Consider the following 24,373-nt stretch of genomic DNA (forward strand, 5'->3'; position numbering starts at 1 on the left):
CCGGGAACCCCGGGACTACCGAGACCACCGGGAGCACCGGACGGCCGATCCGGCTTCGGCTCCGGCTTCGCGGCGGGCTCCGGACCGGGAAGTGGCCCCGGGGCCGGATCCGGTTCGGGCCGGGCCGTGGCGCTCACGCGATCCTCCGTTCCGCCGCGGGCTCCCGCACCGGCAGCGCGGCCTCCACCCGCCACACCGGGGCGCCGTCGGCACCCGTGGACGGCCCCGTCCACAGCTGGCCACCGAGCAGTTCGACGCGCTCCCGCATCCCGATCAGACCGGCGCCCGCCCCCGGCGCCCGCGACGTCCACCCCGGAGCCGAGCCGTACGCCGCGTCCTCGCCCGCGTCGTTCGCCGCCGAGCCCCCACCGTCCGCCCACCCGGGCGGCAACGGGCTGGTGACCCGGACGGAGAGCGGTTCCCGGCCCGCCGGATCGTCCACCAGCCGTATGGTGACCGGCCCGGGGGCGGCGTGCTTCAGTGCGTTGGTCACCGCCTCCTGCACGATCCGGTAGGCCGCCAGATCCACCGGGGCCGGGAGCTGCGCCCCCGGAGTCCGCTCGTCGCACAGCCGGAAACGGAGCCCGGTGCCGTGCTCCTGGAGCCCGGTCCCGCGCTCCTGGGGTTCGGAGCCCCGCCCCCCGCCGGATGACGTGGCCTCCGCCCGGTCCGCGACGGCGTCGTCCAGCGCGGCGGCGGTGTCCCCGGCCCCCGTGCCGCCCACCGTCCACGCCCCGCAGGCACTGGCCGCGGCCGCCCGGTCCAGCAGCAGGTCCACCGCGTCCAGCGTCGGCGTCGCCGTCAGCTCCTCCTCGTCCCCCGGAGCGCGCAGCAGACCGATCAGCCGCCGCATCTCCGCCAGTCCCCGCACGCTGTTCTCCCTGATCACGCCGAGCGCCTCCCAGGTCATCGCCGCCGTCGCGTCGGCCGCGCCCCCCGGCGTCCCGTCCACCGTCCCGCGCCCCCCGTACGAGCCGTGGCTCTCCCGCTCGCCGGGCCCACCGTGCGCTCCGGGGGTCCCGTGCCCCGCGTACGGTCCGGGGGCGGACCGGGCACCCGGCGCCGCGGAGAGCACCGCCGTCGAGTGGATGGCGATCGCCGAGAGGTGGTTCGCGACCACGTCGTGCAGTTCGCGGGCCATCCGCGCCCGTTCGCTGTGCACCGCCTGCGTCCGGTCCATCTCCGCGAGCAGCGCGGTCTGTTCGGCCCGCAGCCGTTCCGCCGCCGCCGTGTTCCGGTAGTTCCGGACGACCGCCCCGGTCGACGCGGGCGCCAGCGTGACCCCCCAGCACACGGCGCTCAACATCACCGCCTCCGGCGTCCGCAGCCCCGCCAGCAGACCCACCGTGACCGCCACCGACAGCCCCATACTCGCCGGGATCACCGCGCGCGACACCCGCGCCGGCCCGTACAGCACGGCCGCGTAGACGATGTCCGTGAACAGCACCACCGTCGACAGCAGCGAACCGGCGAACGCGTCCCCCACCAGCGCGACGACCGCCAGGAACAGCGCCCACGGCTGCGCCACCCGCCGCCCCAGCGCCGCCAGGCACATCATCCCGAGCGGCAGCAGCACCAGCGCCCCGTACGACTCGCCCACCGGCGGTCTGCTGACCAGCCCCAGCCGCCACAGCAGCACCCCCGCCGCCAGCACGCCCACCGCGAGTACCACGTCGTGCCGGTGCGGAAGGGGCAGCACCGTCCCGCCGGGCAGCCGCGCGGCGGCGGCCCCCGACTGGCCGGACCGGTCCAGCCGGATCGGCAGGTCCCCCAGCGCCCACACCCCGCGAGCGATCAGCCCCGGCTCACCGGACCGTCCATCGCGGTGTGGGCCGGGGGGCGTGTGCCCCGACACCCGCTCACCGTTCCCCGACCGGCCGCCGGGGGCCGAACTTCTGGAACAGGCCCCAGCCCACTTCCAGTACGCCCATGACGATCAGCACCGTCCCCACCACGCGCGGTTCGATGACGGGCACCTCCGCGCCCGCCAGGAACTGCCGCAGCACGAGCCCGACGACGAGGAGCAGCACGCCCTCGGCGATGTTCCTGGTCGACTTCGGGAGCCCCATCACGCCCACCGGGCCGCTTCCGCCGTTCCGTGCCACTGCGTTCTCCTCGTCCTGCTCGTGGATGCTCGGCCGTGCTCCTCCAGCCCGGCTCGATCCGTTCCGAAAGTACCTCAGGCGACAGCGGTCACCGATCTCACCTCAACCGGTTACCGACCGGTCCCCTTCCGACGCCCACGCGGCCGCCCGCACCCCCGCGACTCCGGGGACACCGGCAGCAGCGAGAGGCGCCGACCCGGGCACCGGGCCCGGAAGCACCCGGAAGCACCGAGACGCAGGGACGTGGGCGCACAGCCGTGAGGGGCGCACGCGACACCCCGGACCGGCGGTGCGACGTCCTCCCGTGGGTTCGATCCCGCCCGTCGGTCCACGCGGACGCTGCGGGTCCGTGCGGCTGCCGCGGCCCACGCGGACGTTGCGGCCGGTGCGTGTACCCGTGCCGGTGCCCGCGCTGGCGGGCCCGTGCCCGTGCCGGTGCCCGCGCTGGTCGGGCCCGTGCCCGTGCCAGCCCCACCCGCCTGGTTCCCCTCCTGCTCCGCGTTTGTCCCGGTGCCGGTGCCGGTGCCGGTGCGGTGCCGGTTCCGGGCTCCGCGTCGGATTCCGGGCGCCCCGTCGCGGGGGCCGGTTCCGTGGCCGGTTCCGGGGCCGGATTCCCGGCGGACCGCCTGGCGCTGTCCGCCGTCCGTGGCCGTCCACTGTCCGTGGCCGTCTGCCGGGCCCAGGTTAGGACGGCCGTGCGGTGCGGCTCGTCCTGCTACCGCATGACCTGACGGGTCCCGGCTGCATCTTTCGATGCAGTCCCCCGCCCACGGATTCGTCACGGGCGACGACGCGTTCCCCGGCCCCGCCCCGTGACCATGGACGAACCATCGTCCGGGCGGAGTGAAGGGGGAGTCACGGGTGATCGTCACCTTGATCATCATCTGCGAGGTCGGCTTCTGGGTACTGCTCGTCCTTGGGCTCGCGCTGCGGTACCTCGCGCGGATGCCACGTGCCGGTGTCGCGGTGCTGCTGTGCGAACCGCTGCTGGAAGTCGTCCTGCTCGCCGTCACGGCGATCGACCTGAAGAACGGCGCCGAACCCGCCTTCCAGCACGGCCTCGCGGCCGTCTACCTCGGCGGCACCATCGCCTACGGGCACTACATGATCCGGTGGGCGGACGGGCACGCGGCGCACCGCCTCGCGGGCGGACCCCGGCCAGCCAAACCCCCGCGGTACGGCATGGCGCGCGCCCTGCACGAGTGGAAGATGAGCCTGCGCGCGTGCGCGGGCGCGGTCATCGCCGCCGGTCTCCTCCAGGCCGCGATCTGGTACGTCGGAGATCCGGCACAGACCGGACCGTTGCGGGACTGGCAGACGAAGACGGGCTTCGTCATCGTGATCAGCCTGCTGGTGGCCCTCGCCTACACCGTCTTCCCGAAACGGCCGAGCAGCCGCGACACCCCGGACCAGCCCACCGGCCCCGGCAGCCCACCGGCCCTCCGACGCGGCGGACTCGCCGCCCTCCGCGACCGGGCGGGCGCCGATCGAGCGGGCGCCGACGGAGTGGGCATCGATCGAGCGGGCGCCGACGGAGTGGGTGCCGATCGCGCGGGTGTGGCCAACGGAAGTGGCGGCGGGACCGCCGTCGACCCCGCGAAGCGCCTCTGAGCCCTCCGCCCCCCGACGGCCACCCACCACTCCCCTCGGCCCTCGGTCCTCGGCCGGGAGAGCGGTGCTCTCGCTCAAGGGCCCGCTGCGCACGAAGGAGAGCGCTGCTCTCGTACGGGAGCGGACGACGCGAACGAGAACAGGGCTCACTCAGGGACGGAAGGTGGCGCCGTCGGCGCGGTGGACTCCCGGCGGGGCAGCGGGGGCGGGGGATTCCCGGCGGGTCAGCGGTTCTCGCCGGGGACCCAGAGCACGTCGCCGCGCTCCTTGTTGGCGGTGCGGGCGAGGATGAACAGCAGGTCCGACAGCCGGTTGAGGTACGTCGCGGTGAGCGGGTTCATGGTGTCGCCGTGTTCTTCCAGCGCGGCCCAGGTCGACCGTTCGGCGCGGCGCACCACGGTGCAGGCCAGGTGCAGCAGTGCCGCACCGGTGGTGCCGCCGGGCAGGATGAAGCTTCGCAGCTTCTCCAGCTCGGCGTTGAAGCGGTCGCAGTCCTCCTCCAGCCGGTCGATGTAGGTCTGCGTCACGCGGAGCGGGGGGAACTCGGGGTTCTCGACGACGGGCGTGGACAGGTCGGCGCCCACGTCGAACAGGTCGTTCTGCACCCGGATCAGGACGGCGGTCAGGTCCTCTCCCACGTCGCCCTGGGCGAGGGCCACCCCGATCGCGGCGTTCGCCTCGCTCGCGTCGGCGTACGCCGCGATGCGGCGGTCGGTCTTCGGGGCACGGCTCATGTCGCCGAGGGCGGTGGTGCCCTGGTCTCCGGTACGGGTGTAGATCCGCGTCAGCTTCACCATGCGCCGAGGGTAGCCCGCGCCCGGCCGGGGCCGGGCGACCCCGGCCGGGACCGCACGGGCGGCGCGGGTGGCGGTCAGACCGGGCGGAGGACATGATCGACCGCCCCTCCCGGCTGGTCCGCGAACGGCCCCCCGGCGCCTCCGCCGCAGACGCCCTCCTCGGCGCTCTCCGCGCCGACATCGCCGAACGCGCCCCCGGCTCCGGACTCACCGACGGCCTCCAGGACTTCATGCGCTGCGTGCGCTCCTCGCCGCCACTCCTCGCCCGGCTGATGCTCATCCGCCACCAGATCGTCGACCGCCTCGCCCACACCCTCCGCGAGGAGACCGGCGCCGCCCCCGACGACCCCGAACCCGAACTCGTCGCCAGTCAGCTCGCCAACATGACCGACACCGTCACCCGCTGGGGCACCCTGACCGTCTCCGCGGGGGAGGACCCCGACCACGCCGCCGCCACGGCCCTCACCAGGCTGGACATCCTCGCCTCGTTCGCCACGGACAGACTCCTCAACTACGCCCGACGGCCCACCGGATGAACCACCGCCGTGGTCCGCCATGTGAGACGCGTTACGTCTCCCCGCGCTGTCCAGCGGGTGGCGTTACGCGTTAACCTCCGAACACGGCAGCGGCCTGCGCGACGACGGGCTTCGCCGCGCGGCGCGCCACCCTCCGGCCGTCGCCAGAACCAGGCACGCGTACGACAGCAGAGGTGGATGCCGTGGCGAAGAAGCTCGCCGTCATCGGAGCCGGGCTCATGGGCGCCGGTATCGCACAGGTCTCCGCGCAGGCGGGCTACGACGTCGTCCTGCGGGACGTGACGGACGAGGCGCTGACCCGCGGAACCGACGGCATCAAGGCGTCCTACGACAAGTTCGTCGCCAAGGGCAAGCTCGACGCGGCCGACGCCGAACAGGCCCTCGCCCGCATCACCCCGACCACCGCGTTCGACGCCGTGGCCGACGCCGACATCATCGTCGAGGCCGTCTTCGAACGCGTCGACGTCAAGCGGGAGATCTTCGCCGAACTCGACCGCCTGGCGAAGGACGACGCCATCCTCGCCACCAACACCTCGGCCATCCCGATCACCAAGATCGCCGCCGCCACCAGCCGCCCCGAACAGGTCGTCGGCACCCACTTCTTCTCCCCCGTGCCCATGATGGCGCTCTGCGAACTCGTCCGCGGCCAGCGCACCAGCGACGAAACCCTCGCCGCCGCCCGCGGGTACGCCGAGGCCGTCGGCAAGACCTGCGTCGTCGTCAACCGGGACGTGGCCGGATTCGTCACCACCCGGCTGATCTCGGCGCTCATCGTCGAAGCCGTCAAACTGCACGAGTCCGGCGTCGCCACCGCGGAGGACATCGACACCGCCTGCCGCCTCGGCTTCGGGCACGCCATGGGCCCGCTGGCCACCGCCGACCTCACCGGCGTCGACATCCTCATGCACGCCACCGAGAACATCCACACCGAGTCCCAGGACCCCAAGTTCGCCCCGCCCGAGTCCATGCGCCGCATGACCGACGCCGGGGACATCGGACGCAAGAGCGGCCAGGGCTTCTACCAGTACTGAGCCACGCACCACCGCCAGCACCGCCAGCACCACCCCGGGCGCGGCCCCGCGCCGCGCCCGGCGTCGGCGCACCGCCAACCGGCCCCCCGCACCGGCGGTCACACCCGCACCACCGCACCAGGCGCCACCCCATCCCGCACCACCGCACCACCCCGCGGCGCGCACCACCCGCACCACGCCGTAAAACCCGCACGCCGCCGCGCACCCCGCACCCCGGACAGCCGTCCCCCCGCGGGCCCCGCGGCGCGCACCACCCCGCACCACCACCGCACCACCCAGCGCACACGAGGCGACCGCCCCACCGAGCCGGAGCGAGCCCGCGCCACCCGCCGGGCACCACGGGGAACACGACCGATACGCTTCCTCACTCGCCTGAGTGAAATCCGTATTGGTTCAGGCACGGACGGCAACCAATCCACCACTCCAACAGTCAGTCGTGGTGGGGCACTTCCGTCGCGTCAGTCGCGAAGTCCACGTACGCAGCAACTCTTCCGGGGAGCAGCTATGCACATCAGGGGCGACCACGCCGAGTTGGCCGTCGGGGGTCGCCTCGACGTCCACAGCGCAGCGGACGCCCGGACCGCCCTGCACCACGCCGTCGACACCGGCAACGGGGACCTCGTCCTCGACCTCACCGACCTCGACTCCTGGGACGCGACCGGTCTCGGAGTCATCATGGGCGTCCACCGCCGCGCCGGCCGCCGCGGCCGCAGGCTCGTCCTACGGCAAGTCCCCCCGCAGATGCGGCGACTGCTCGTAGCCACCCGCCTCCACCGGATTCTGGCCATCGAAGGCGGAACCACTCCCACGGGTGTCCACATCCTCACAAAGCCGTGACAATCGCTCCCGAGAGCTGTTACCACCCCTCAGGAATACTGTGCCGGGAGCGGCGCACCCCGCACCCGGGGGCACCTCACAGCCGAAGCTGAGGGAGAGCGCGGCATCGCAACTGGGGGAAGACCACGATGGTTCAGCATGACAACGGCGAGCCCCGCGAGCACGGTGACCACCCCACCGGTCACCACGGCCACGGAGCACCACACCCGCCGTACCGGGCGGCACCCGACACCGGACAGCCGCCCACGGCCGACGACACCGACGGCGCCCGCACCGCCCGCATCGTCCAACTCGTCACCGGCGACTACCTGCTGACGGTCAACCCCGTCGACGGCAGCGAGATCGAACCCTGCCCACCCGGCGAACTCCCCGCCGGACCACGGAAGATACCGGCGAGCGAACGCCCCGCCCCCACCCCCGTCGCCGTCCCCGGCGCCACCTGGGGACTCCCCGTCCCCCTCCTCGAACGCGACGAGGAACGCGACCGCCTCGGCAGACTCCTCTCCCACGGCCGCTCCGTCCGCCTCACCGGCCCCGCCGGATCCGGACGCACCGCCCTCCTCGACGCCGTCGCCACCGACGCCGCCGGACTCGCCCCCGACGGCGTCATCCGGCTCAGCGGCCGCCACCGCACCCCCAACGACCTGCTCAACGAGGTGTACGCGGCCACCCACCACACCCCACCCCACCGGCCAGGACCCGCCCACCTCAGCGAGGCGCTCCCCACCGTCGGAGCCATCGTCATCCTCGACGACCTGGAGTTCGGCGGCGCCGCCCTCGACGAACTCCTCCGCCACACCCCCGAGTGCGCCTTCCTCCTCGCCGCCACCCCCGACATCGCCCCACCCTCACCCGGCTCCCGCCTGGAGGAGGTCCACCTCTCCGGCCTCAGCCGCACCGCCTGCGTCGACCTCCTCGAACACGCCGTACGGCGCCCCCTCACCGACACCGAGACCGACTGGGCCGCCGACCTCTGGTTCGAGACCGAAGGACTCCCCTTCCGCTTCCTCCAGGCCGCGACGCTCCTCCGGCAGTACGACAGCGCCCACACCGTCCTCCCCGCGGGCACCGGACCCAGCGCCCAGGGACTCTCCGCCCTCGCCGCAGCCGGACTCAGCGGCCCCGCCCGCGAGATCCTCGGCTTCGCGCTCGCCCTCGACGGCCACCTCCCGCACCACACCCACCTCCCCGCACTCACCGGCGACGCCACCGCCGAAGAGGCCCTCGTCGAACTCGCCCACACCGGCCTCCTCACCGCCACCGGCAACACCCTGCGCCTCGCCCCCCAGACCACCGACGAACTCACCGCCGCCGGACACGCCGACACCACCGGCGCCCGCGCCCACCTCGCAGCCCAGCACTACGCCTGGTGGGCCGGACACCCCTCCGTACCCCCGGAGAGCGTCGGCGCCGAAGCCGACACCGTCCTCGCCGCCGTACGCGGCGCCCAGCGAGCGGGCCAGCACCACGCCGCCGTCTTACTCGCCCGCACCGCCGCCCCCGTCCTCGCCGTCGCCCTGCGCTGGAGCGCCTGGGAACGCGTCCTCAACGCGGGCCAGGACGCCGCCCGCACCGCCGGCGAGGTCACCGAAGAGGTCTACTTCCACCACGAGTTGGGCGTCCTCGCCATCAGCACCGGCAACCCCGAACGCGCCCGCGCCGAACTGGAGGCCGCCATCGGCCTCCGCGGCGCCCACTCCGACCAGCGCGGCGGCGTCGCCGGACGCCGCGCCCTCGCCCTCGTCGCCGACCTCCTCACCGCCTCCGGCGCCGGGCCCAGCACCCCGCCCGGCGGCCCGACACCCTCCGGGCAGTCCCAGGCCAGCGGCGCCACCGCACCACCCGGACCCGCCGGCACCGAGGAGTCCTCCTCCCCACCCGGCGGCGTGCCCACCCCACCCGCCCGCGAGGCGGACACCCTCGTCTCCCAGGCCACCACGGCCTCCCCCCGGGACAGCGCCGACCCCGGCCCCGCCGCCGCGCCCGGCCGCGGCTCCGTCCGCCGCGGCGCCCGCCGGAACCTCGTCGCCGCCGGAGCCGGAGCGCTGCTCGCGGCCGCCCTCGGCACCCTCGTCACCCTCGGCTACGCCTCCTCCGACGACGACGGCCCCGCCGAGACCGTCCGGCCCGAACAGTCCGTCTCCGAGGAGGAGAACGACGACGGGCTCCCCGCCGAGGAGCCCTCCACCGACCGGCGAACGCCCAGCACTCGCCCCACCGAGTCCGGCTCGCCCGACGATCCGACGAGCAGCACACCCCCGTCCACGGGCCCCACCACCCCGGACGATCCGCCCACCACCCCGGACGACCCGACCACTACCCCGGACGATCCGACGACCACGCCCGACGACCCCACCACCACCCCGGACGACCCGACGACCACCCCGGACGATCCGACGACCACGCCCGACGACCCCACCACCACCCCGGACGACCCGACCACCTCCCCGGACGACCCGCCACCGCCCGAGGAGGACGATCCGGCCACCGACCGGACGACCGTCGGCACGCGCGGCCCCGCCGCCTCCGCCTGACCCCGGCTCCGGACACTCCGCCCGGTGCGGGCGGGAGCGCGTCCCCGGCCCCGGGGCGCCAGCCCCCGCGCCCGGGGCACACGCCCCGCGTCCGCACCAGGCCCGGGCCCGGCGTCGCCCACCCCGCCGGAGGTGTGCGGCCCGCGCCTCCCCACGCCCACCACCTCACCCGCGCCCGGCTGACGCACCGCACCCGCGAGGACCGCTCCAACCGGCCGCGCACGAGCGGCCATTCCCCCAGACCGCCCGCCAGACCGCCCCAACAGACCACGCGTCAGGGCCGGTTCCCCCACCCGCCCCAACACCGAACCCGCGCACCGCTGTCGGGAAACGCCGGGCACGTCCCCGAACCGGCCCAGAGGTCCGGACACAACCGACCCGGAGATCCGGACACGCGAAAGGGGCCGGGCCCACCGACCGGGCCCGGCCCCACACCGTCCAACTGGGCTCAGAAGAGCCGCAGTTTGTCGTCGTCGATACCGCGCAGCGCCTCGTAGTCCAGCGTCACGCAGTCGATCCCCCGGTCCGAGGCCAGCACCCGGGCCTGCGGCTTGATCTCCTGCGCCGCGAACACCCCCTTCACCGGCGACAACAGCGGATCCCGGTTGAGCAACTCCAGGTACCGCGTGAGCTGTTCGACGCCGTCGATCTCGCCGCGCCGCTTGATCTCCACCGCGACCGTCACCCCGTCCGCGTCCCGGCCCAGGATGTCCACCGGCCCGATCGCCGTCGGATACTCCCGCCGGATCAGGGACCAGCCCTCACCCAGCGTCTCCATCCGGTCGGCCAGCAACTCCTGGAGATGCGCCTCCACCCCGTCCTTGATCAGCCCCGGGTCGGTACCCAGCTCGTGCGAGGAGTCGTGCAGCACCTCCTCCATGGTGATGACCAGCTTCTCGCCCGCCTTGTTCACCACCGTCCACACCGAATCCTCCCCCTCCTTCAGTGTGCACGGCGGGGACATCCAGTTCAGGGGCTTGTAGGCCCGGTCGTCGGCGTGCACGGAGACCGAACCGTCGGCCTTCACCAGGATGAGCCGGGGAGCCGAGGGAAGATGAGCGGTGAGCCTGCCGGCGTAGTCGACAGAGCACCGGGCGATGACGAGACGCATGGCGCGCACGCTACTGGAACCCCCACCGGAGACGCGATTCGGGCCCCGCCCGATCTGTTCGACTGTGGGGCGAGTATCTCCATTCGCATGGTGCGGCCCTTCCCGGGCCCTTACCGTGAATTGCGGGGATGTCGCCGTACGAGGTCACGCGACTACGCCACGATGTCCCCTGCCGTGCCCGAAGCTCCCGGTGTGCGTACCGGGGCCGCGAGAGGAGATCCCATGTCGCTCGACGTCCCACCTGAGTTGCTCGAACAGGCCGAACGAGACGAGGTGGATGAAGCGGCTTTCGTGGACTGCGTACGGAACTCCCTCCCGTACGCCTGGGAGATGGTCAGCTCACTGGCCGCTCAACTCAAGGTCGACGGCGGTGACTTCGCCGACAACCAGACCCCGCCGCCGGACGAGGCGACCCGCGGCCAACTCCTGCGGGCCATGGCCAGCGACGCCATCCGCGGCGCCCTGGAACGCCACTTCGGGGTCCGGCTCGCCTTCCAGAACTGCCACCGCGTCGCCGTCTTCTCCGCCGACGCCTCGGCCGACGAGCGGCTGAAACGCTTCACCTCCGTCCGGGGCCAACTCCTCAACCAGTCGCCGCTGCTCCGCGACTGCTGAGCGACCCCACCACCCCCGCGGCCACCACCACCCTCAACGCAGCAGCGGCAGCACATCCTCAGCGAGCCGCCGCACATTGAGCCGCGTCGCGGCCAGTTCCCCCGTCCCCTCCACCAGCAACGCGAAGCGCCCGATGCCGGTCCGCTCCGCCGTGGCCAGGAGCCGATCGGCACACAGCCGCGCGGGCCCCACCGGATGGAGCCCGCACAGCAACTCCGTGTAGGCGAACGGATCGCGCATCGGGCGCTCCCGCCCATCCACCGTCACATGAGCCCCCAACCCGGTGCGGAACCAGCCCGGCATGGCCTTCTCCAGCGCCCGAACCGCCTCCGCCCGCGAATCCTCGACCTGAGCCACCCCGGCGGACACATGGCCACCCGCCACCTCCTCCACCACCTCCACGGGATGCCCGGCGGCCAGCGCCTCCCGCCGCCACAACCCCACCATCTCCGCCTTCTCCTCATCCCCGCAGTGCATCCCCACCAGCATCGGCAGCGCCCGCTCCGCCGCCGCCCGCACCGTCGCCGCCGAGGTGCACGCCACCACCACCGGCGGCGCCCCCGCCCCGCCCGCGGCGTCCGCCCGCGGAACCACCGGCACGTCCCGGAACCGGAAGCGTCTCCCGTCCGCGCCGACCCGGGACTCCCGCAACCAGCGCAGCAGCAGATCGACCGACTCCGCGAACCCCTCCTCGTACGCCGTCACACCACCACCGAACACCTCCAGATCCACCCACGGCCCACCCCGGCCCACCCCGAGGGTGAACCGGCCCCCCGAAGTCAGGTGCAGCAGCGCCGTCTGCTCACCCAGCGCCACCGGATGCGCGTTCGGCAGCACGCTCACCGCCGTGCCCACCCCGATACGGCGCGTGCGCCCCAGCACCAGCGCCGCCAGCGTCACCGCCGAGGGACACACCCCGTACGGCACGAAGTGGTGCTCGGCCAGCCACACGGCGTCCAGCCCCGCCCGCTCCGCCTCGTCGGCCGCCGCCACCATCCGCTCCAGCGGCTCCGCCTGGCCCTGGCCAGGAAACTGTCCGCCCAGCAGAAAAGCCCCAACTCGCATGCTCCACCGCCTTCTTGGCCCGGCCCGGACTGTCCAGACACGCTCGCTGGCAGTAACGCGTGACACGTGCCAAAGGCAACGGCCTCCCGCCGAATTCTCCGATGATCTGCACTCCCTCCCGGCACGCCCACCCCGCCCCCTGGGCCCGCCGCCTGCGCCCCGCACCTCCCCCCGCCCGCTCCGTCGGCCCGCCCACCCCCCTCCGTCAAAGCCGTATCAGCTCATATCACCTCCCCTGTGGACACTCACCCCCCAACCACCCCACCCCCTGCGTAGTCTTGGCCCCACACCACCAGCCCCCGCCACACGGCACCCGGCGCCCCGGCAACCGAAGGAGTAAGCGTGTCCCCCCGCCGAAACCGTCCACGCGGCGGAGCCGACCGGCCCCGCCCCGGACCCGAGACCAGCTCAGCGCTGGAGACCACCGCGACCTGGCGAGGCGAGGAGTGGGTCCTCCGCCAGGTCTCCGGCCACACCGCCACCAAGCGATACCGCTGCCCCGGCTGCGACCAGGAGATCCCGCCCGGCGTCCCGCACGTCGTCGCCTGGCCGGTGGGTGAGGCCGACGACCGGCGGCACTGGCACCGGGCCTGCTGGAACGCCCGGGACAACCGGAGCCCCAGAACGCAACGCCCCAGGGACGCCCCGCGCTACTGAGCGCGGCCCGAGAGCCCGAGGGCGTGCGGCCGTGGTCGCGTCAACGTCCTGCCCAGGCCAGTCACTTGGGGCGCGGACGGGCGCCAGCGTCGCGCGGCGGAGCCTCGTACCCGGCACGGCCGCCGCCCGGGACGGGCACGGGTGGGCCCGTCACCCGGCGCTGGGCCAGACACCGTGCGCGTACATCGCCATCCCGGCGCGCCCGAGCGGCAGCCACACCAGGACGGTTCCGCACGAGAGCGGTAACCGTGCCTGAGCGGTAACCCGTGCCTGAGCGGTGACCGTGCCCGGGGCTGCTGACCGTGCCCGGGCCGCGAAACAGGGGGAGGGGTGGGGGTGGGGGGGAGGGGGCCCACCCCCAAGGAACCCCCGAAGTGCCGGGGCGGCCGCAGCCCCGCCCCACGCGATCCGGCTCCTGGGCCCGGGATCGGCGGCGCTGGGCCTGGGAATCGGCGGCGCTGGGTCCGGGAATCGGCGGGGCTGGGTCCGGGAATCGGCGGGGGAGACGCTGACGGCCCGGTCCTGGCGGGTGCCAGGGCCGGGCCGTCAGCCGGTGGTGCCGTATCCGCGTTGCGGTACCCGCACGGGCCGGGTCTGTATGTGTGGTGTCCGCGGTACCGCACGTGGTGGCTGCCGTGCGTGTCGTGGTGCCCGCACGTGTGGCGGTTGCCGTACCTGCGACGTGGTGCCCGTACGCGTGGCGCGATGTGTGGGCGGCACGCGCGGGGCTGGACGGGGTTACACGTCGCGCTTGTTGATCAGGGCGAAGGCGGCGGTGAGGGCTGCCGCGGTGACCGCGGCGAGGATGCCGAGCAGCGGCCAGCCGGAGGGTTCGTCGCCGCCTTCGGCGATGAACGGGATGCGGAACAGCGTCGCGAGGCCGTTGAGCGGTGAGTACTCGATGAGCGCCCGCTGGATGTCGCGGAGCGCTTCGCCCTGCATGAAGATCGCCATGATCAGCGGCAGCAGCACCAGGCCGACCATGGTGGTGATGGCGCCCGCGGAGTGGCGGAGTATCGCGCCGACGGAGAGGGAGAGCAGCCCGAGGAGGGCGACGTAGAGTCCGGCGCCGATGGTGGCGTCGAGCCACTGGCTGCTGTCGGCGACGAGCTTGCCGTCCTCGATGTAGTTCTCCAGGTCGCTGCCGACCATGTCGCTGCTGCCGACGCGCATGTCGTCGAGGAGCGCGGCGTGGATGAGGGCGGTGAGCGTGCAGGCGAGGGTGGTCATCACGAACGCCAGCAGGAAGAAGATCAGCGACTTGGCGAGCAGGACCCGGCTGCGCTGGGGGCAGGCGGTGAGCGTCGTGCGGATCATGCCGGTGTTGTACTCGGAGGTGATGACGAGGACACCGAGGGTGATGATGCAGATCTGCCCGAGCATCAGCCCGAACATGCCGGAGGCGAACATGGGGAGTTCGGGCCGGTCCTGTCCGCTCATGACGACGGCGTTGAGGAAGCCGATGCCGACCACGAGCACGAACATCGTGGCGAGCGTCCACATGGTGGAACGCACGGACCGGATCTTCGTCCACTCCGAGGCGATGGCGTGGCCGAGGTGCGTGCGGGCCATCGGGATGGGCGAGGTGTAGGTGAGGCCCGCGGGGGGCTGCTCCGGGGGACGCTGCCCGGTGGGGGGTGCGGTCGGCGTTGTCATCGGGCGTCCTCGCCTTCGTACTGGGGAGCCGCGGCGGGCTGGGCTGGTGGGGGCGGCATGGCGGGCGCGCCGGCGGGCGGCGGGGCCTGCCAGCCCTGCTGGCCCGGGACGGGCATGGCGTGCGGCTGGGGGGCGGGGGGCGCGCCCCAGCCGGGCTGGACCGGTACGCCCTGCATGACTGGGGCGCCCTGCATCGCGGGGGCGGGCTGCTGGAGGCCGCTGCGGGCGTCGGCGGTGGAGCGGTAGTCGACGGAGGTGTGCGTCATCCGCATGTAGGCCTCTTCCAGGGAGGCGCTGTGCGGGGAGAGTTCCCACAGGCGTACGCCGGCGGCGTGCGCGAGGTCGCTGATCTGGGGGAGGCCGAGTCCGGTGACGCGGAGTGCTCCGTCCTCCTCGGGCTGGGCCTGGCCGCCGGACTCGTGGACGGCGGCGGTGAGTTTCTCGCGCTGCTGGGGTTCGTGGTCCGGGGTGCGGACGCGGGCGAAGCCCACGGAGTTCTGGGCGATGAACTCGGTGACGGAGGTGTCGGCCATCAGCTGGCCGCGGCCGATGACGATGAGATGGTCGGCGGTCTGCGCCATCTCGCTCATCAGGTGACTGGAGACGAACACCGTGCGGCCCTCGCTGGCGAGCCGCTTCATCAGGTTGCGGACCCAGAGGATGCCTTCGGGGTCGAGTCCGTTGACGGGCTCGTCGAAGAGGAGCACCTGGGGGTCGCCGAGGAGGGCGGCGGCGATGCCGAGTCGCTGGCCCATGCCGAGGGAGAAGCCCTTGAAGCGGCGGTTGGCGACCTCGCGGAGTCCGACGACGTCGAGGACCTCGTCGACGCGGCGGGCGGGTATGCCGGAGAGCTGGGCGAGGGACAGCAGGTGGGTGCGGGCGTTGCGGCCGCCGTGCACGGCCTTCGCGTCCAGCAGCGCGCCGACCTGGCGGGGTGCGTTGGGGAGCCTTCTGAAGGAGTGGCCGCCGATGGTGACCTGGCCGGCGGACGGGGTGTCCAGGCCGAGGATCATCCGCATGGTGGTGGACTTGCCTGAGCCGTTGGGCCCCAGGAAGCCGGTGACGGCACCGGGCCGCACCTGGAAGGACAGGTTGTAGACGGCTGTCTTGGCGCCGTAGCGCTTCGTCAGGCCGTACGCCTCGATCATCTCAGCCCCTGGACGCAGTTCGGGGCTTGCCTGTGCTCGCCCCCCGACATGGGCTAGGAGGCTACAGGGGGCGTGCTTGGTTCCACGCGGGGCGTCCGCTTAGGCCCGCGCGACCCGGGGCGGGGTGCGCGGTATGGCGAGGATGGTCCGCTTTTGCGGGGTGGAACGGGCGGTGTGGGGAGGGGTGTTCGGGTGGGGTCTGTGAGTGGTGTCACCGTTCCGGACGGGGGACCGAGGGCGAGCCGGGGTGGCTTTTGTGCTGGTGGGAGGGGTGCGGCGGGGCGGGACGGCGCGGATGGGGCGTTCCGGGTGCTGGCTGGCCGTGTCCCGTGCCGTGGGTGCGCCGGGGCGGCCGGATGGCGGGTGCGCGCCCGCCGGACCGCGACGAGCCGGGCGAGGGCCGTGGGGCGCCGCGGGTCGCGGGGGTGCCGTGGGGGGCGTGGGTCAGGCGTCGCGCCGTCTGAGGACGACGTATCCGGCGCAGAGCGCGGCGGCCACCCAGCCGACCATGATGAGCAGTCCCTGCCAGGGTCCGTAGGGGCGGTCGAGGGTTTCTGGGACGACGGACATGACGGTGGTGCCCGCCTGGTCCGGGAGGTAGTTGGCGAACTTCTCGGTGGAGCTGACGGACTGGAGGATGTTGGAGATCAGGAAGAAGAACGGCATGAGGATGCCGAAGGCCAGCAGGGGGCTGCGGAGGACGAAGGTGACGCCGACGGAGAACAGCGCGATCAGCGCCATGTAGAGGCCGCCGCCGAACACGGCGCGGGGCACGCCGGGTTCGCTCAGCGAGGTGCCGTGGTCCCCGAGCAGTGCCTGGCCGACGAAGAAGGTGAGGAAGCTGGTGGCCATGCCGACCACCAGGACGACAAGGCCGGCTACGACGACCTTGCAGGCCATGAACGTGCCGCGCTGGGGGACGGCGGCCAGCGAGCTGCGGATCATGCCGGTGCTGTACTCGGCGGAGACGACGAGCACCCCGAAGGCGATCATCGCGAGCTGGCCCAGGCCCGTTCCCGCGAAGCTCATGAAGGTGGGGTCGAAGGTGATCCGCTCGTCGCGGGGCATGGTGTCGAACTCGGCGCTGACGAGGCCGCAGATGAGGGCGGAGAGCCCGGTGGTCACCACGACCGCGGCGGCGAGCGTCCACACGGTGGACCGCACCGATCGGATCTTGGTCCACTCCGAGGTGAGGACGCGTGAGGTGTGCGGCATGGCTCTCAGCTCCGTCTCTTCCAGCCCTCGCCCCAGGCTGGTCCGCCCGGTCCGCCCGGCGCTTCCGGCCGGCCCGGTTCCTCCGGGGCCAACGGGCCCGGGGTGCCCGGGCGTTCGGCTCCGGTGGGGGACGAGTGGGCGTGGTACTCGACCGACTCCGCGGTGAGCCGCATGAACGCCTCCTCCAGGGAGGCCTGTTGGGGACAGAGTTCGTGCAGCACCAGCCCTTCGCGGGCGGCGAGTTCGCCGATGCGGGCCGCCGGGGTGTCCTCCACGCGCAGCGAGCCGTCGGCGAGGGCGGTCGCCGTCAGGTGTTCCGCCGTCAACAGGGCCCGCGCACGGTCCGGTTCGGGGGTGCGAAGCGTCACGTGGGTGCGGGAGTTGGCCGTGATGAACTCGTCCATCGAGGTGTCGGCGAGCAGCCTGCCCTGCCCGATCACGATCAGGTGGTCGGCGGTGAGGGCCATTTCGCTCATCAGGTGGCTGGAGACGAACACGGTGCGGCCCTCTTCGGCGAGTCGCTTCATCAGGTTGCGGACCCAGTGGATGCCCTCCGGATCCAGCCCGTTGACCGGCTCGTCGAACATGAGGATGCGGGGGTCGCCGAGGAGGGCGGCGGCGATGCCGAGCCGCTGCCCCATGCCGAGTGAGAAGCCCTTGGGGCGCTTTCTGGCCACGTCGCTCAGACCGACCATCTCCAGGACCTGGCCGATCCGCCGCCGGGGGACGCGGTTGGACTGCGCGAGACAGAGCAGGTGGTTGTAGGCGGTGCGTCCGCCGTGGACGGACTTGGCCTCCAGCAGCGCGCCGATGTAGTTCAGCGGCTCCTGGAGCTGGTCGTACCGTCTGCCGTCGATACGCACCGAGCCGCTGGTGGGACGGTCGAGACCGAGCATCATCCGCATGGTGGTGGACTTGCCCGCGCCGTTGGGCCCGAGGAAGCCGGTGACCATGCCGGGCCGCACGGCGAAGGTGAGACCGGCGACGGCCGTCCGCTCGCCGTAGCGCTTCGTCAGCTCGTGCAGCTCGATCATGTGGCGACGGTAAGGGCTGGCCGGGAGGCCCGCACGCCGGAGGCGGCAGGCGGGTGCGGCCCTGCGCGGGCCGGGCGCTGCCGGCCGACCACCGGGTTCCCGGGCCGGGCCGAACCCGTGCGGCCCGGCCCGAAAGACGCTCGGCGCCGCGGGGCGCGTGGGGGAGCGCACCCGTGCCGCGCCCGCCGTGTGCCCGCGTCGGACGAGTGCCGGGCCCGCCCCGTGCGCCCGTACCCGGACACGCTTGTGGGCCCGGCGGATTCCGCCGAGCCCACAACCGTGCGTAGTGCTTCACCGCCCCGCTTCCCGCGCACGGGTTCGCGGGACCAGGTGGGGCGCTCGCCCCCCGCTTCCCCGACCGGTCCCGTACCGCGCCGCGCGGACTCCGGCGGCGGGCCGGGCCAGCGGAGCGGACGGGCGCCGCGTCAGCGGGACTGCTGAGCGGGAACGCCCCGGGACTCCTCGCCGCCGGACTCCTCGCCCTGCCCCACACCGGCCGCCGCGGCGGCGCCGGTCAGCGTCGCCAGCATCTCCCGGACGTTCGTCAGCTGGGCGTTGATGCTGTCCCGGCGGTTGGTGAGAGCGGCCAGCTCGCGCTCCGACTCGCTGCGCACCCGGTCCGCCTTGGCGTTGGCGTCCGCGACGATGTCCTCGGCCTGCCGCTGCGCCGTCTCGACGGTCTGCCGCGCGCGGCGCTCCGCGTCGGTACGCAGCTTCTCCGCCTCCAGCCGCAGCTGCTCCGCGCGGTGCTCGATCTCCGCGAGACGCTTCTCGGCCTTGGCCTGACGGGACGCCAGGTCCCGCTCGGACTGCTCGCGGCGCTTGGCGAGGTTCGTCTCGAAGTCCGCGGCGGCCTGCGCGGCCTTGGCGCGGGTGTCCTCGAAGAGGGAGTCGGCCTCCTCCCGCTTGGACTGGGCGTCCTTCTCGGCCTCGGTGCGCATCGCGGTGGCCTCGCCCTGGGCCTTCTCGACGATGTGGGCGCCCTCGTCCTCCGCCTTGGCCTTCCGCTCGGCGGCGAACGCCTCGGCGTCGTTCCGCACCTGCTGCGCCGCGGCCTCGGCGAGTTCGCGGTGCTGCTCGGCGGACTTACGGGCCTCGTCCCGCAGGTCCTTGGCCTCCTCCTCGGCGAGGCGGAGGATCTTCTCGACGCGCGCGCCGAGCCCGGCGTATGACGGTTCGGAGTCGTTGACCTGGGCCTGGGCGTTCTGCGTTTCGAGGTGCAGTTCCTCGATGCGCTTTTCCAGAGAGGTGATGCGCGACAGCGCGCTGTCGCGGTCGGCGATGAGCTTCGTAATCCGGTCGTCCACCTGCCCGCGGTCGTAGCCACGTCGCACGAGCTCGAAGCCGAAGGGGGAGGAAGTGTCGCTCATGGGGTTCCTAGTCGAGTCAGCCGGGTTAACAGAAGGGGGGAGTGATAGGGGGAATCCTAGGGGGCCAAGCGGCGTGTCATCGAGCCAATGACAGTTCGATCTGAAGAATGTGCGCTCGTTCGGGTGGCTAGCCGCCGGAGTTCTTGCCACCTGACGACGCTTTACCAGCTCCAACGCCCGCTGTCACGCTGCCGTTTGCTCCGGAGTCGGCACCGCCCTTCTTGCCGTTGCCCGCGCTGGCGCCGCCGTCTTGGCCGGAAACGGCCGCCGGTGACTCGAATGACTCCAGCGCTTCCAACACATCCTGGACACGGGAGATTTCGGCGTTGATGTCCTCCTGGCGCCGTACCAGCAGGTCCAGTTCGCGCTGCCCCGCCTCGACGGTGCGCTCCGCGTCGGCTGTGGCCTCCGCACGGACGCGCTCCGCCTCCCGCAGGGCCTCGGCCTTGCGCTGCTCGGCCTCCTTCAGCAGACCCTCCGCCTTCTTGACGGCCGAGATCCGCACCGCGTCCGCCTCCGAACCGGCCTCCTCCTCCAGCTGCTTGGCCCGTTCCTTCGCCTCGGCCAGCTGCTCCTCGGCCGCCTTGACGAGCTTGTCGCACCGCTCGCCCGCGAGCTGCATCGCCTCCGAGGACTCCCGGCGGGCCCGCTCGTGCAACTCCTCGACCTCGCGCTCGACCCGGGCGCGCAGCTCCTCCGCCCGCTCGCGGATCGCCGCCGCGTCACTGCGGGCCTCCTCCAGCATGGTGTCGGAGTCGCCGCGCGCCTTCTCGACGCGTTCGCCGCTCTCCTGCCGGGCCTCGTTGACCAGCCGCTCGGACTCCACCCGGGCCGCGCCGACCATGGTGTCGGCCTGCTCCTCCGCGGCGGCCTGCACCCGCCGGGCCTCCTCCTGGGCCTCGGCGACGAGCTGATCGGCCTGCGTGGCGGCGTCCTGACGGCGCTTCGCCGCCTCCTCGCGTGAGCTGTCCGCCAGCCGCTCCGCCTCCGCCCGGACCTGCTCGGCCTCGGCGCCCGCCTCCGCGACGGTGCGCTCCGCGCGCTCCTTCGCGGCGGCCGTCTCCGCTGCGGCCTCCCGGCGCTGTTCGGCCACCTCCGTCTCGGCGGCGGTGCGCAGCTCGGCCAGCTCGGCCTCGGCGGCCTCCCGCAGCCCCGCGACGGAGTCGCGCACCTGCTGGGCCTCCTCCTCGCCGGCCGCGACCAGCTCGGCGGCCCGCCGCTCCGCCTCCGCGACCAGCCGTTCCGCCTCCGTCTGCGCCTCGTCGACCCGCTGTCGGGCGGCGGCCAGCAGCTCCTCGCTCTGCTCCCGTGCGGTGGTGCGCTCCCGGTGTGCCTCCTCGCGCGCCTCGGCCAGCAGCTCCTCGGCCTCCCGGCGGCGCCGCGCGGCCTCCTCCTGGGCGGCCGACAGCGCCTCGGCGGCCTCCGCGTTGGTGCGCTCGGCCGCCGCGTCCGCCTCGGCGCGCACCCGGTCCGCGGTCTCCTGCGCCTCGGTGCGCAGCCGCTCCGCCTCGGAGGCGGCCTCGCTGCGCAGCTGCACGGCGACGGACTCGCCCTCGGCGCGTGCCTGGGAGGCGTCCGCCGCGGCCTCGGTGCGCAGCCGCTCGGCCTCCTCCTCGGCCTGCTGCTGGAGGGTGCGGAGCCGTTCGGCGGTCTCGTTCCGCTGGCGCTCGGTGTCGGCCCTGGTCTCCTCGCGGAGCGTCTCGGCCTCGGCCCGGGCCTCCCGCAGTCGCGTCTCCGCCTGGCTGACCTGCTCCTGCGCCTCGGTACGCAGCCGCTCCAGCTCCGCCTCGGCCTCCTCGGCGCGATCGCGGGCGGTGCGCTCGGCCTCCTCGCGGATCCGGGCCGCGGCCTCGTCCGCCTCGGTACGGGTGACCCCGGCCTGTTCCTCCGCCGCGGTGCGCAGCTCCTCGGCCTCGGTACGGGCCCGCTCCAGCGCCTCGTCGGCCTGCCGCCGGAGGTTGGTGGCGCGCTCGATGGCCTCGGTACGGACGCGTTCGCTCTCGCCGCTCGCCTCGTTCCGGGTCTCCTCGGCGTCCGCCTTGGCCTTGGTGAGCAGCTCCTCGGCGCGGGTGGCGGCCTCCTCGATCTGCGCGACGGCGTCCCGGCGGGCCTCGCCGCGGATCCTCTCGCCCTCCTCGACGGCCTCGGCGCGCAGCGCCTCCGCCTCGCCACGCAACCGCCGTGCCTCCTCCTGGAGTTCGACGGTCTTGGCCCGGTACTCCTTGGTGTCGTCCTTCGCGGCGCCCCGGAGCTGCTCGGCGGTGTCGTGGGCCTCGGCGCGCAGCCGGTCGGCCTCCTCCTCGGCCTCGGCGCGAACCCGCTCGGCCTCCTCGGTGGCGGCGCGGGTGGTGGCCTTCGCCTCCTCGGCGGCCTTGGTGAGGACGTCCTCCGCGGTGCGGGCCGCCTCGGCGAGCTGGTTCGCCGACTCCTCGGCGGTGGTGGTGCGGGCCTCCTCCTTGGCCTCGGCGATCAGCTGCTCCGCCTCGGCCTTGGTGTCCTCCAGGAGTCGCTCGGCCTCCGCCTTGAGCGACTCGGACTCCTTGGTGGCCTCGCTGACCACCCGGGCGACCTCGGCCTTGGCGGTGCGGGTGCGCTGCTCGTTCTCCGACTCGCAGTCCGCGACGAGCCGGGCGATGTTCTCCTCGGCCTCGGCGAGCCGCTCGGCGGCCTGGGTGCGGGCCTCCCGGAGGGCGTCCTCGGCCTCCCGGGAGCGCTGCTCGGCACGGCGCACCAGGTCGGCGGCCTCGTGGCGGGCGGTGTCCGTCTCGCTGGCGGCGCTGGTCCGCAGCGCCTCGGCGTGTTCGGTGGCCTCCTGGGCCTGGGCCGTGGCGGAGTTCATCATCCGCTCGGCCTCGGCCCGCGCCCGGCGCAGTACGGCCTCGGCCTCGGCGCGGGCGTGCTCGGCCTCGGCGGTGAGCCGGTGCCGGGTCTCCTCGGCGACGCGCTGGGCCTCGGTGCGGGCGGCGGTGAGCGACTGGTCGGCCTCGGCGCGGGTCTCCTCCATGAGCCGCCGCGCCTGCTGTTCGGTGCGGGCGCGGAGCTGCTCGGCCCAGGCGACGTTCTCGTTGACGTGGTTCTCGACGGTGGAGCGGCGCTCCGCGAGTTCCTGGTCGAGCTGCTGGCGGCGGCGGACGGCCTCGGTGTGCAGCTCGGACTCCATACGGGCCTGCTGCTCGGCCCGCTCCTGGAGCAGCCGCTGGGTCTGGGCGCGGGCGTCGCGCAGCTCCCGTTCGGCGTCGGCGCGCATCTGGTCGGCCTGCATCTGCGCGTTCTGTAGCAGCTGTTCGGCCTGCTGGGAGAGGTTGTCGTAGCCCGCGGGGCGGGTGGCGAGCGCGCGGCGTGCCTCGTGCAGCTTGGCGCGCAGCACTTCGACCTGGTAGCCGAGGTCGTCGGCGTGGTCGACGGCCTTCTCGCGTTCCTTCTTCAGCCGTTCCAGCTCGGCCTCGAACTGCGAGAGGAGGTCGTCAGCCTCGTAGCGGTCGTAGCCCCGCACTGCGCGGTCCCATCCGTCCCCTGGTCGTCGTGGAGATGATCCGGAGCACCTTCTCAGAGAAGGTCTGTGGAGATGGCCCTCCCGGAAATGGTGTCAGATCATCGGCGGAACGTGGGCCGAGCCCCGGCACGGGCCTCCAGCCCGGAGCTCTCAGGAGGAACTGAGGGCCCGCCCCGGCCGAGTGGCCACTCTACCGGGCGGAGAAGCGGGCGTCAGGGGGCCGCATCCGTGGGCTGCCGGTGACCGATCGGCGTGCGCGGTGTGACGGGGGTGTGTGGCTGGGGCGATCGAGCGGTGCGGAGCGGCGCCGGGTGGTGGTACGGGAGGGGCGCGGGAGGCCGCCGCGCCCCCGGAATCCGGCCGCCGAACCGCTCCGGAACGGTTGCGGGGCCGAGGGAAGCGCCCCGGAGCCGCCGCCGAACCGGCCGCCGCGTCCGCCGGGTCGCCGCTCTCGGACGAGGGTGGAGGAAGGAGACGGGGCGAGGGTCGGGGGCGGGTGCGCGACCCGTCTGGACGGCGTGGGCCACCGGCGCGGACGCCGCACGGACTGCCACCGCGAGCCGGTACGGAAGGGGGCGAAACGGTGCTATCCACCGGAAACCGGTGAATAGCGATATGACCTACCGTGAACAGCGTCGAAGCGGAGCGAAGTGCTACGAACCTGACACATCGGGAGGTCTTCCCCGGTCGCTCGACCCACTGGACCCGCTCAACTGGCCGGGCTGGAGGGCCCGTCGGAGCGTCCGAGGACGGGGAGGGCGGGGGAGGTGGGAAGGCGGACGGGTAGCGGAGGGGGCGGGGGCCCCTCCTGGTGTCCGTGGTCCGGGGCCTCGGCGGCGCCGGGGCCCGTGGGCGGGTCCTCCGTGTTGGCCCGTGGGTCCCCTACCCGTCGTGTCCGTCCTGCCCGTGGGTCCGTCGGTCTCCGGGGGCTCGGTGGCCCCCGGGGCTCTCGGACCCTCCGGGATTGCGGGTTGTGGGGTCGGCGTGACGGCGTGACGGCGTTAGGGGGCTGCTGGGCTACTGGCCGCGGTGGTCAGTGCCCGGCGCTGTCCGGGGCGGCGGCGGTGACCAGCTCGGTGAGGACGCCGTGGCAGTCCTTCGGGTGGAGGAAGGTGATGCGGGAGTCCATGGAGCCGCGCCGTGGCTGTTCGTAGAGGACGCGGACGCCCTTGTCCCGGATGGCTTCCGAGTCGGTGTCGACGTCCGCGGTGCCGAAGGCGATGTGGTGCACGCCCTCGCCGTTCTTGGCCAGCCACTTGGCGACGGTGGAGTCCTCGCGGACCGGCTCCAGCAGCTGGAGGTAGGAGGAGCCGCCGTCGTCCGTGCCGTTGATCCGGAGCATGGCTTCCCGGACGCCCTGTTCCTCGTTGATCTCGGTGTGGAACACCTCGAAACCGTAGGTGGCGGAGTAGAACTCGACGGTCTTGTCGAGGTCGAAGCAGGCGATCCCGATGTGGTCGATGCGCGTCAGCATGGAGGTATCCCACCGTTCGGGCCGCGGTTACGCAACGTGCGCACGGTCACACCGGCCGGGCAGTGACCCTCGCCTCCGCCGCTC

19 protein-coding genes are annotated in these 24,373 nt (G+C 73.5%); 7 read left to right on the top strand and 12 right to left on the bottom strand.

The window, feature by feature from the left end:
• Positions 1–133: 133 nt before the first annotated feature.
• Both E0L36_RS12035 and E0L36_RS12040 read right to left on the bottom strand, forming a co-directional pair.
• Complete coding sequence (locus E0L36_RS12035) at positions 134–1,855, bottom strand: histidine kinase (protein ID WP_308416737.1); 1,722 nt, start codon at positions 1,853–1,855, stop codon at positions 134–136.
• A 4-nt stretch (positions 1,856–1,859) separates the two neighbouring features.
• Entirely contained in the window at positions 1,860–2,105 is a 246-nt protein-coding gene (locus tag E0L36_RS12040; RefSeq protein ID WP_180929012.1) for a DUF5708 family protein, read from the bottom strand.
• Positions 2,106–2,966: 861 nt separating this feature from the next.
• Between E0L36_RS12040 and E0L36_RS12045 the strand changes: the two genes are divergently transcribed.
• Positions 2,967–3,716, top strand: a complete 750-nt coding sequence (locus E0L36_RS12045) for a hypothetical protein (protein WP_374705528.1) — start codon at positions 2,967–2,969, stop codon at positions 3,714–3,716.
• Between the two features lie 224 nt (positions 3,717–3,940).
• Here the strand turns inward: E0L36_RS12045 and E0L36_RS12050 are convergent, their stop codons facing one another.
• Complete coding sequence (locus tag E0L36_RS12050; RefSeq protein WP_180929013.1) at positions 3,941–4,513, bottom strand: cob(I)yrinic acid a,c-diamide adenosyltransferase; 573 nt, start codon at positions 4,511–4,513, stop codon at positions 3,941–3,943.
• A gap of 92 nt (positions 4,514–4,605) precedes the next feature.
• On the opposite strand from E0L36_RS12050, the gene E0L36_RS12055 reads away from it, so the two are divergent.
• The 4 genes from E0L36_RS12055 (at position 4,606) to E0L36_RS12070 (ending at position 9,451) form a co-directional block, all read left to right on the top strand.
• The gene (locus E0L36_RS12055) at positions 4,606–5,049 is read left to right on the top strand and encodes a hypothetical protein (protein ID WP_180929014.1); all 444 of its coding nucleotides are present in this window, start codon (positions 4,606–4,608) and stop codon (positions 5,047–5,049) included.
• Between the two features lie 182 nt (positions 5,050–5,231).
• Positions 5,232–6,080, top strand: coding sequence for a 3-hydroxyacyl-CoA dehydrogenase family protein (locus E0L36_RS12060; protein WP_180929015.1), 849 nt, complete (start codon positions 5,232–5,234; stop codon positions 6,078–6,080).
• A gap of 504 nt (positions 6,081–6,584) precedes the next feature.
• A complete protein-coding gene (locus tag E0L36_RS12065) occupies positions 6,585–6,917 on the top strand; it encodes an anti-sigma factor antagonist (protein WP_180929016.1) in 333 nt (110 codons plus the stop codon).
• A gap of 128 nt (positions 6,918–7,045) precedes the next feature.
• The gene (locus tag E0L36_RS12070) at positions 7,046–9,451 is read left to right on the top strand and encodes an ATP-binding protein (RefSeq protein ID WP_180929017.1); all 2,406 of its coding nucleotides are present in this window, start codon (positions 7,046–7,048) and stop codon (positions 9,449–9,451) included.
• 448 nt (positions 9,452–9,899) lie between these two features.
• Here E0L36_RS12070 and nucS read toward each other — a convergent pair whose 3' ends face one another.
• Entirely contained in the window at positions 9,900–10,562 is a 663-nt protein-coding gene (nucS, locus tag E0L36_RS12075; RefSeq protein WP_180929018.1) for an endonuclease NucS, read from the bottom strand.
• Positions 10,563–10,784: 222 nt separating this feature from the next.
• On the opposite strand from nucS, the gene E0L36_RS12080 reads away from it, so the two are divergent.
• Positions 10,785–11,177, top strand: coding sequence for an SCO5389 family protein (locus tag E0L36_RS12080; RefSeq protein WP_180929019.1), 393 nt, complete (start codon positions 10,785–10,787; stop codon positions 11,175–11,177).
• Between the two features lie 33 nt (positions 11,178–11,210).
• Here E0L36_RS12080 and E0L36_RS12085 read toward each other — a convergent pair whose 3' ends face one another.
• Positions 11,211–12,242: an LLM class flavin-dependent oxidoreductase gene (locus tag E0L36_RS12085; RefSeq protein WP_180929020.1), complete on the bottom strand. Its 1,032-nt coding sequence runs from the start codon at positions 12,240–12,242 to the stop codon at positions 11,211–11,213.
• A 342-nt stretch (positions 12,243–12,584) separates the two neighbouring features.
• On the opposite strand from E0L36_RS12085, the gene E0L36_RS12090 reads away from it, so the two are divergent.
• A complete protein-coding gene (locus E0L36_RS12090) occupies positions 12,585–12,899 on the top strand; it encodes an ATP/GTP-binding protein (RefSeq protein WP_180929021.1) in 315 nt (104 codons plus the stop codon).
• Between the two features lie 738 nt (positions 12,900–13,637).
• Here E0L36_RS12090 and E0L36_RS12095 read toward each other — a convergent pair.
• From E0L36_RS12095 to mce, 7 genes are all read right to left on the bottom strand, one after another.
• The gene (locus tag E0L36_RS12095; protein WP_180929022.1) at positions 13,638–14,555 is read right to left on the bottom strand and encodes an ABC transporter permease; all 918 of its coding nucleotides are present in this window, start codon (positions 14,553–14,555) and stop codon (positions 13,638–13,640) included.
• Positions 14,552–15,703, bottom strand: coding sequence for an ABC transporter ATP-binding protein (locus E0L36_RS12100; protein ID WP_180929023.1), 1,152 nt, complete (start codon positions 15,701–15,703; stop codon positions 14,552–14,554). The genes E0L36_RS12095 and E0L36_RS12100 overlap by 4 nt, the downstream gene beginning before the upstream one ends.
• Before the next feature lie 444 nt (positions 15,704–16,147).
• On the bottom strand, positions 16,148–16,918 hold the full coding sequence (locus E0L36_RS12105; RefSeq protein WP_180929024.1) for an ABC transporter permease subunit: 771 nt from the start codon (positions 16,916–16,918) through the stop codon (positions 16,148–16,150).
• A 5-nt stretch (positions 16,919–16,923) separates the two neighbouring features.
• The gene (locus tag E0L36_RS12110) at positions 16,924–17,952 is read right to left on the bottom strand and encodes an ABC transporter ATP-binding protein (RefSeq protein ID WP_180929025.1); all 1,029 of its coding nucleotides are present in this window, start codon (positions 17,950–17,952) and stop codon (positions 16,924–16,926) included.
• A 425-nt stretch (positions 17,953–18,377) separates the two neighbouring features.
• The gene (locus tag E0L36_RS12115) at positions 18,378–19,322 is read right to left on the bottom strand and encodes a cellulose-binding protein (protein ID WP_180929026.1); all 945 of its coding nucleotides are present in this window, start codon (positions 19,320–19,322) and stop codon (positions 18,378–18,380) included.
• 127 nt (positions 19,323–19,449) lie between these two features.
• Positions 19,450–22,815: a polarized growth protein Scy gene (scy, locus tag E0L36_RS12120; RefSeq protein ID WP_180929027.1), complete on the bottom strand. Its 3,366-nt coding sequence runs from the start codon at positions 22,813–22,815 to the stop codon at positions 19,450–19,452.
• A gap of 1,033 nt (positions 22,816–23,848) precedes the next feature.
• Positions 23,849–24,289: a methylmalonyl-CoA epimerase gene (gene mce, locus E0L36_RS12125; protein ID WP_180929028.1), complete on the bottom strand. Its 441-nt coding sequence runs from the start codon at positions 24,287–24,289 to the stop codon at positions 23,849–23,851.
• Positions 24,290–24,373 lie beyond the last annotated feature (84 nt).

This window comes from Streptomyces sp. AJS327 (assembly GCF_013450295.1).
Lineage (GTDB): Bacteria > Actinomycetota > Actinomycetes > Streptomycetales > Streptomycetaceae > Streptomyces.

Bases quoted from the DNA above. Each gene is read 5' to 3' on its own strand.
- E0L36_RS12105 (WP_180929024.1), bottom strand. From the start codon at position 16,918: ATGCCGCACACCTCACGCGTCCTCACCTCGGAGTGGACCAAGATCCGA.
- E0L36_RS12080 (WP_180929019.1), top strand. From the start codon at position 10,785: ATGTCGCTCGACGTCCCACCTGAGTTGCTCGAACAGGCCGAACGAGAC.
- E0L36_RS12100 (WP_180929023.1), bottom strand. From the start codon at position 15,703: ATGATCGAGGCGTACGGCCTGACGAAGCGCTACGGCGCCAAGACAGCC.
- E0L36_RS12095 (WP_180929022.1), bottom strand. From the start codon at position 14,555: ATGACAACGCCGACCGCACCCCCCACCGGGCAGCGTCCCCCGGAGCAG.
- mce (WP_180929028.1), bottom strand. From the start codon at position 24,289: ATGCTGACGCGCATCGACCACATCGGGATCGCCTGCTTCGACCTCGAC.
- E0L36_RS12110 (WP_180929025.1), bottom strand. From the start codon at position 17,952: ATGATCGAGCTGCACGAGCTGACGAAGCGCTACGGCGAGCGGACGGCC.
- E0L36_RS12050 (WP_180929013.1), bottom strand. From the start codon at position 4,513: ATGGTGAAGCTGACGCGGATCTACACCCGTACCGGAGACCAGGGCACC.
- E0L36_RS12055 (WP_180929014.1), top strand. From the start codon at position 4,606: ATGATCGACCGCCCCTCCCGGCTGGTCCGCGAACGGCCCCCCGGCGCC.
- nucS (WP_180929018.1), bottom strand. From the start codon at position 10,562: ATGCGTCTCGTCATCGCCCGGTGCTCTGTCGACTACGCCGGCAGGCTC.
- E0L36_RS12065 (WP_180929016.1), top strand. From the start codon at position 6,585: ATGCACATCAGGGGCGACCACGCCGAGTTGGCCGTCGGGGGTCGCCTC.
- E0L36_RS12070 (WP_180929017.1), top strand. From the start codon at position 7,046: ATGGTTCAGCATGACAACGGCGAGCCCCGCGAGCACGGTGACCACCCC.
- E0L36_RS12115 (WP_180929026.1), bottom strand. From the start codon at position 19,322: ATGAGCGACACTTCCTCCCCCTTCGGCTTCGAGCTCGTGCGACGTGGC.
- E0L36_RS12085 (WP_180929020.1), bottom strand. From the start codon at position 12,242: ATGCGAGTTGGGGCTTTTCTGCTGGGCGGACAGTTTCCTGGCCAGGGC.